General features: G+C 71.0%; 7 protein-coding genes and 1 pseudogene. 2 read left to right on the top strand and 6 right to left on the bottom strand.

The window, feature by feature from the left end; genetic code table 11:
* Both R6V09_RS54775 and R6V09_RS42725 read right to left on the bottom strand, forming a co-directional pair.
* The coding region (locus tag R6V09_RS54775) for a DUF5931 domain-containing protein (protein ID WP_317886874.1) at nucleotides 1-884 on the bottom strand (884 nt) is incomplete at its 3' end.
* A gap of 30 nt (nucleotides 885-914) precedes the next feature.
* The gene (locus R6V09_RS42725) at nucleotides 915-1661 is read right to left on the bottom strand and encodes a lysophospholipid acyltransferase family protein (RefSeq protein ID WP_317886879.1); all 747 of its coding nucleotides are present in this window, start codon (nucleotides 1659-1661) and stop codon (nucleotides 915-917) included.
* A gap of 198 nt (nucleotides 1662-1859) precedes the next feature.
* On the opposite strand from R6V09_RS42725, the gene R6V09_RS42730 reads away from it, so the two are divergent.
* Both R6V09_RS42730 and R6V09_RS42735 read left to right on the top strand, forming a co-directional pair.
* Nucleotides 1860-2672, top strand: coding sequence for an alpha/beta hydrolase (locus R6V09_RS42730; protein ID WP_317886880.1), 813 nt, complete (start codon nucleotides 1860-1862; stop codon nucleotides 2670-2672).
* Nucleotides 2665-3267 (top strand): hypothetical protein, encoded by a 603-nt coding sequence (locus R6V09_RS42735; protein ID WP_317886875.1) that lies wholly within the window; start codon nucleotides 2665-2667, stop codon nucleotides 3265-3267. Before R6V09_RS42730 ends, R6V09_RS42735 begins: the two co-directional genes overlap by 8 nt.
* Nucleotides 3268-3418: 151 nt before the next feature.
* On the opposite strand, the gene R6V09_RS42740 is transcribed toward R6V09_RS42735, so the two are convergent.
* From R6V09_RS42740 to R6V09_RS42755, 4 genes and pseudogenes are all read right to left on the bottom strand, one after another.
* Nucleotides 3419-4165 (bottom strand): endonuclease/exonuclease/phosphatase family protein, encoded by a 747-nt coding sequence (locus R6V09_RS42740; RefSeq protein ID WP_317886876.1) that lies wholly within the window; start codon nucleotides 4163-4165, stop codon nucleotides 3419-3421.
* A 200-nt stretch (nucleotides 4166-4365) separates the two neighbouring features.
* A complete protein-coding gene (locus R6V09_RS42745) occupies nucleotides 4366-5319 on the bottom strand; it encodes an ROK family glucokinase (RefSeq protein WP_317886877.1) in 954 nt (317 codons plus the stop codon).
* A gap of 120 nt (nucleotides 5320-5439) precedes the next feature.
* Nucleotides 5440-5925, bottom strand: coding sequence for a DUF5304 domain-containing protein (locus tag R6V09_RS42750; RefSeq protein ID WP_317886878.1), 486 nt, complete (start codon nucleotides 5923-5925; stop codon nucleotides 5440-5442).
* Between the two features lie 90 nt (nucleotides 5926-6015).
* Nucleotides 6016-6495, bottom strand: a pseudogene (locus tag R6V09_RS42755) (ArsA family ATPase); the annotation flags it as partial.

A 6495-nucleotide genomic window follows, 5' to 3' on the forward strand; every position in this document is an offset into this window, starting at 1 on the left:
GGCACCGGGGCGCCGGGCTCGGCGAAGCTCACCTTCGCGGCGGCGTACGGGGCGAGCAGCGTGCGCAGATCGACCGGACCGTCGTCGTCGGGTTCCACTTCCACGGCTCTCACGACCGCGCCCTCCGCCGCGTCCAACGACACCCGGGAGACGGGCACCAGGCCGCCGGAGACCAGGGTGCGCAGCGCGATCTCCTGCTCGCCCGCCATCCGGCCCAGTTCGCCCGCCTCGCCGCCGAGCACGGCACCGCGCCGCTGCACCATGGCAAGCACCTGGAGGACACCGTCGTGGATGTCCCGGGCCAGCCGCTCCCGCTCCCGGGTGGTGGCCTCGATCTCCAGGGCCCGGGCGAGGGTGCGCTCGGAGGCGCGGGCGACCTCCACGACGTAGCCGATGGCGATGGAGGCGACCCAGACGAGGACCACGTTGTGCACGGTGTCGCGGGCCGGGGAGCCGCGCTCGATCAGGTTGGCGACGGCGACCGGGGTGGAGGCGAACGCGGCCCAGCGCCAGCCGCCCTTGATGGCGAACGCGAGGACCGAGCCGGCGGTCCATATCGACGGCAGGGTGGGGCCGCCGCTTGAGATGTGGTGATCGTCGGCCGCGAGCGGGGTCAGGACGATGCCGGTCAGCGCGATCGAGAGGTCGACGGCGAGGAAGCGCTTGGTGCAGGCGACCGCGCTCTGCACGCGGGGCAGGGTGGCGAGCGTCCAGACGAACAGGACGACGTAGAAGGCGATGGCGATGCCCGGACGGTCGAACTGGTCGTACTCGGAGGCGAACAGCCCGACCGCGTACAGCATGGTCAGCACCCGGTAGCCGCTCAGGGCACGCCACAGTGGCTGCTCGACGGACATCCTGATGACACGCACCTGCTTGGCCATCTTCCCCACCCCCGACACAGACCGTCCCGCCTAGGGGCCGGTCTGTTCCTTCTCCGCTTGTGCGAGCGCGGCCTTGGCGGCCCTGTCCGCTTCCTTCTCGGCCTTCGCCGCGTCCGCGAGCCGCCGCTTGGCGGCGGTCGCGTAGATGTCGACGTACTCCTGGCCGGAGAGCTTCATGATCTCGTACATGACCTCGTCGGTCACCGCGCGCAGGACGAAACGGTCGTGCTCCATACCGTTGTACCGGCTGAAGTCGAGCGGCTTGCCGATCCGGATGCCCGGCCGCATCAGCTTCGGCATGACCTTGCCGGGCGGCTGGATCTTCTCGGTGTCGATCATCGCGACCGGGATCACCGGAGCGCCGCTGGCGAGCGCCACGCGCGCGAGGCCGCCGGGCTTGCCCCGGTAGAGCCGACCGTCCGGGGAGCGCGTGCCCTCCGGATAGATACCGAACAGCTCACCGCGCTCCAGGACGTCGATCCCGGCCTTGATCGCGGCCTCGCCCGCCCCGCGCGCACCGGAACGGTCCACCGGGAGCTGGCCGGCGCCCTTGAAGAACGCGGCCGTCAGCTTGCCCTTCACCCCGGGCGTCGTGAAGTACTCGGCCTTCGCGATGAAGGTCACCTTGCGGTCGAGGACGGCGGGCAGGAAGAACGAGTCCGAGAACGAGAGGTGATTGCTCGCCAGGATGGCGGCACCCTCCGCCGGAATGTTCTCAAGGCCCTCCACCCACGGCCTGAAGGCGACCTTCAGCGGCCCACCGATGGCGACCTTCATCGTGCCGTACAACAACCGAGTGCCTCCTGTGCTCGTCGATCAGACCTTAACCCGGAGCACCGTCAAAGGACCCGACGACCCTGGTCGGTGTCAGTGCGGTCGCGTACGGTTAACCGCACCTGGACTCGTTCACGCCTCACTCACGCACACCCTTCTCATGAACATGAACACGCCCCTCTCATGAACAGGAGACCGAAGGTGCCGGTCCTCCCCGGAGCCGAGCCGTACCGCCACGAGGGCGGGGAGGTCGGAGTGCTCCTCTGCCACGGCTTCACCGGTTCCCCGCAGTCGCTGCGCCCCTGGGCGGAGTATCTGGCCGAGCGCGGCCTCACCGTGTCGCTGCCGCTGCTGCCCGGGCACGGCACCCGCTGGGAGGACATGCAGCTCACCGGCTGGCAGGACTGGTACGCGGAGGTGGACCGCGAGCTGCGCGCCCTGCGCGAGCACTGCTCGCAGGTCTTCGTCGCGGGCCTGTCCATGGGCGGCGCGCTGGCCCTGCGGCTGGCCGCGAAGCACGGCGACGAGGTCAGCGGTGTTGTGGTCGTCAACCCCGGTATCAAGGTGCACGGCCTCGCCGCGTACGCCCTTCCGGTGGCCCGCCATCTGGTGCGTACGGCGCCGGGTATCGCCAGCGACATCGCGAAGGAGGGCAGCGAGGAGGTCGGCTACGACAAGGTGCCGCTGCACTCCGCGCACTCCCTGCGCAATTTCTTCCGGCTGGTCGACCGCGAGCTGCCGCAGGTCACCCAGCCGCTCCTGCTGCTGCACAGCGCCCAGGACCATGTGGTGCCGCCGGCCGACTCGGCCCGTGTGCTCAGCCGCGTTTCCTCCGCCGACGTGACGGAAATCCTGCTGGAACAGAGCTACCACGTCGCGACGTTGGACCACGACGCGGACCGGATTTTCGAGGAGAGCTTCACGTTCATCGGCCGGCTCGCACCCAGTGTCGGCAAGCAGGCGTCCGACACGGGCCGGGTGAGCGAGCAGGAAGGGACGGCCACAGGTGGCTGAGCACGACTCCGACCGCGAGGGCCTCGAACCGGACGAGCAGGGCGTCCCGTTCGACGAGGAGGCCGCGTGGGCCGCGATCGTCGCCGGATACGGCGACGAGCCCAAGGATCCGCCGGGCGCCAAGCCGTTCAAGTCGATCGAGGACCTGGCGCTGCTCGACCCCGAGAAGAACGACGAGCAGGGCAAGGCCAAGGAGCAGGACAAGGACAGGGGCACGGACAAGGACACGGAGGAACCGGCGCCCGCCAAGCCGCTGGGCAGCTCCGTCTCCTTCGCACCCGGCGTCGGCGGCCCCCGTGACTACACCGCGCCGGACTCCTCCGAGGAGGACTTCGACGAGGACGACGAGGGCCACTTCGTGCCGCCGGAGCCGCCTCCGCTGCCGGCCGCCGACACGACGGCCAAGTTCGCCTGGCTCGGGGTGATCGGCGGCCCGATCCTCCTGCTGCTGGCGGTGCTGCTCGGCTGGGACATGACCTGGTGGCTGGCGACCGTCGGCATCGGCGGCTTCCTGGGCGGCTTCGGCACGCTGGTGATGCGGATGCGGACGGACGACGAGGAGGGCGACGACCCGGGTCGGGGAGCGGTCGTCTAACTCGCGGGCACTTTGAGGGCGGCCAGGACCGGGAAGTGGTCCGTGGCCGCCCTCACGGCAGTGCCTCTCAACGCCCCCCTCGCACTGCTCGGCCCCGGTGGGCCTCACAGGCTTCGGGCGGCTGCGCCGGACTCCGCCCGGCGGCTGTGGTTCAGGTCGCGGGCACGCGCATTGCGGCCAGCACGGGGAAGTGATCCGTCGCCCTCTTGATGTCGGCCTCCTCCACCCCCGGCAGGCCGAGCGGCACCCCGCACCCGAGTACCTCGATGCCCGAGGTCGCGAAGATCGCGTCGATGCGCTGGAAGGGGTTGCCGGGGGTCCAGGTGTACTCGTCGCCCCAGGGGGCGGTGGCCCAGCAGTCCTGGAGGTCCTTGGCCAGCCGCGTGAAGGTGCGGCCGTCGGGGCGGTCGTTGAGGTCGCCGCCCGCGATCGCGTGGTCCACGCCCATGCCGGCCAGCCGGTCGAGCAGCATGCCGCCCTGGTCGTAGCGCTCGTCGTCGCGCAGGCTGAGGTGGCAGCTGAGGACGCCGAGCCGGGCGGCGCCGAAGCGGACGACCGCGGTCGCGAAGCCGCGGCGGTGTTCGCCGAGGGTGAGGGGGAGGAGTACGTCCTCGGTGCGTTCGACTGTTGCGCGGAGGGAGCAGAGCAGGGCGGGGCCCGCGGCGGAGCCGCCGCCTGAGAGGACCACCAGGTCGGACGCGGAGGCCAGCCGGGCGAGCTTCTTGCGCCAGCGGAAGAAGCGGGGGGCTTCCTGGACCAGGACTAGGTCCGGGGCGCAGGCTCTGATCACCCGGGCCAGGGCGGCGGTGTCGTCGCGCATCGAGCGGATGTTGTAGCTCAGGACGCGGATGATCGCTGAACCGTCGGGTTCGGTGCGGGAGTTGGGGAGCGGCGCCATGTGGATCAATTTACGCCGCCTGACAGCTCGGGGCGCGGGGTACGTGTGCGACTGCCAGTCCGATGTGGCTGGTCGCGCAGTTCCCCGCGCCCCTAAAAGCAAAAGCGGGGCGCGAGGAACACGTGCGCCTGTCGCGCCCACGCGGCGGAGCCGCTTATTGACACAGCCCCGCGCCCCTTAAAAGCAGAAAGCGAGGCGCCTTACATGATCGGGTCGGGTTCCCTCGCCAGGTCCGCCGCGCCGACCATGCCCGCCTTGTTGCCCAGCTGGGCGGCGATCACGTCGGCGACCGGGCGCCAGTTGCCGCCTACCAGCCAGCGCTTGTAGGACTTGCGGATCGGGTCGAGGACGAGTTCGCCCTCGTCCGAGAGGCCGCCGCCGACGATGAACGCGGAGGGGTCGAAGAGGGAGGCCAGGTCGGCGAGGCCGGCACCGGCCCAGCGGGCCAGCTCGCGGTAGGAGTCGACGGCCACCGGGTCGCCCTGCCGGGCGGCCATGGAGATGTGCTTGCCCTCGATGCCCTCGGGGGTGCCGTCGCCCAGGGAGAGCAGGACGTCCGCGGCCTCGGGGGTCGCGTTGGCGCGCTGCTTGGCGTAGCGGACGAGGGCGCGGCCGGAGGCGTACTGCTCCCAGCAGCCCTGTGAGCCGCAGCCGCACAGGAGGCCGTCCGGCACCATGCGGATGTGGCCGAACTCGGCGGCCACCCCGAAGTGTCCGCGGCGCAGCTTGTTGCCGATGATGATGCCGCCGCCGAGGCCGGTGCCGAGGGTGATGCAGATGACGTTGCGGTGGCCCTTGCCGGCACCGAACTTGTACTCGCCCCAGGCCGCGGCGTTCGCGTCGTTCTCCACGACGACGGGGAGGCCCACGCGGGCCTCGACCTTCTCCTTCAGCGGCTCCTGGCGCCAGTCGATGTTCGGCGCGAAGTAGACCGTCGAACGCTGGCGGTTGACGTACCCGGCCGCACCGATGCCCACGCCGACGATCTCGTGCCCGGCACGCGCTCCGTCGACTGCGGCGGCGATGGCGTCCACGATGCCCTCGGCCGTGCCCGGGGTCGGTACCTTGTGGGTCGAGAGGATGTTGCCTTCCTCGTCGACCACCCCGGCCGCGATCTTCGTGCCGCCGATATCGACGCCGATGGTGAGTCCCATGAATCCCTCAGTTTCGGTCGAGCCCCGCTACGGCCCACCGTACCCGAGGGCCTGCCGTCGGATTCGCGTCGTTCGCCCGCCGGGCAGACGCGAATCTGACGGCAGGCCCTCAGGGGGCTTCTAGTCCAGGTCGATACGTTCACCGGGGCCGGAGTCGTCCCCGGGGTCGCGCAGGTTCTTCAGTTCGCTGTCGCGTGCCGTCCAGCGTTGCTCCTGGGCCTGGACCGCGGAGCGGTACGCGGCGAGCAGTTCGTTTCCGGCCGCCGCGAGGTGGTCGAAGACGTCCGGGTTGCGTTCGATGACGGGCTCGACGGCGGCCTTGGCCTGCTGGACGACCTGCTTCACCACCTGCTGGGCGGCCGGTCCCGCGACCTGGCCGAGCAGCGGTGACTGGAGGCCGGACAGCTTGTCCGCGACGGTGTCGACGAGCTTGCGCAGTTCCTCGGCGGCCGAGCCCGGGGGCGGGCCGTACTGGGTGCGGCGGCGGGCCTTCTCCGCCGCGAGGTCTTCGGCAGCCGCCGTCGCCCAGGCGTCGGCGTCGGTCGCCCGCACCTCGTCGAGCGCCTCTTCCTCGCCGGCGTCGTACGGGGGGAGCTCTTCGCTCATGACGGACTCCTGACTACGGTTCGTCTCTACGACGTTACCCGAATGGGCGTACGTGCTTCACCGTCTCCGCGCCCACAAATACCGACACGGTCACCTTCCCCGCGGCCACAGGTCCGGGTCGGGCGTGAAGCGGATGCGGAGCTCGCCCTCGCGCAGGGCGGCGCCGGCCACGGTGCAGCGGCGCAGGGCCGACGGCAACGGCACGATACGGCGGAACTGGCCGACGCTGACGACGAGTTCGTCGCCGCGGCGGACGAGGTCCAGTTCGTCTCGTATCGCGCCGGGCAGCGGGATGTGCCATACGAGGACCCTGTCGCCGCCGTCGTCGGCGAGTTCGTCGGTCACGGGCCACTCGACCGTGGAGCCGGTCGCGTTGACACCGGGCACGGCGAGCGCGGCGAGGTCGTCGGTACCGCGCGGGTCGTGGCCGAGGTGGGGGACGTGCCGGACGTCGTACGCGCCCTGCCACTCGTCCAGGGTCTTGCGCTGCTGGGCGCCAAGGCCGGCGAGCCAGGTGTCCTCGACGGACTCGGGCAGCACCCGGTTGGCGACCAGCACGTCGGGGCGCAG

Source organism: Streptomyces sp. W16 (genome assembly GCF_033194735.1).
Lineage (GTDB): Bacteria > Actinomycetota > Actinomycetes > Streptomycetales > Streptomycetaceae > Streptomyces.

What these genes read in the sequence shown, in the direction of transcription:
- R6V09_RS42740 (WP_317886876.1), bottom strand. Translation starts at nt 4,165, where the DNA reads ATGGCGCCGCTCCCCAACTCCCGCACCGAACCCGACGGTTCAGCGATC.
- R6V09_RS42750 (WP_317886878.1), bottom strand. Translation starts at nt 5,925, where the DNA reads ATGAGCGAAGAGCTCCCCCCGTACGACGCCGGCGAGGAAGAGGCGCTC.
- R6V09_RS42725 (WP_317886879.1), bottom strand. Translation starts at nt 1,661, where the DNA reads ATGAAGGTCGCCATCGGTGGGCCGCTGAAGGTCGCCTTCAGGCCGTGG.
- R6V09_RS42745 (WP_317886877.1), bottom strand. Translation starts at nt 5,319, where the DNA reads ATGGGACTCACCATCGGCGTCGATATCGGCGGCACGAAGATCGCGGCC.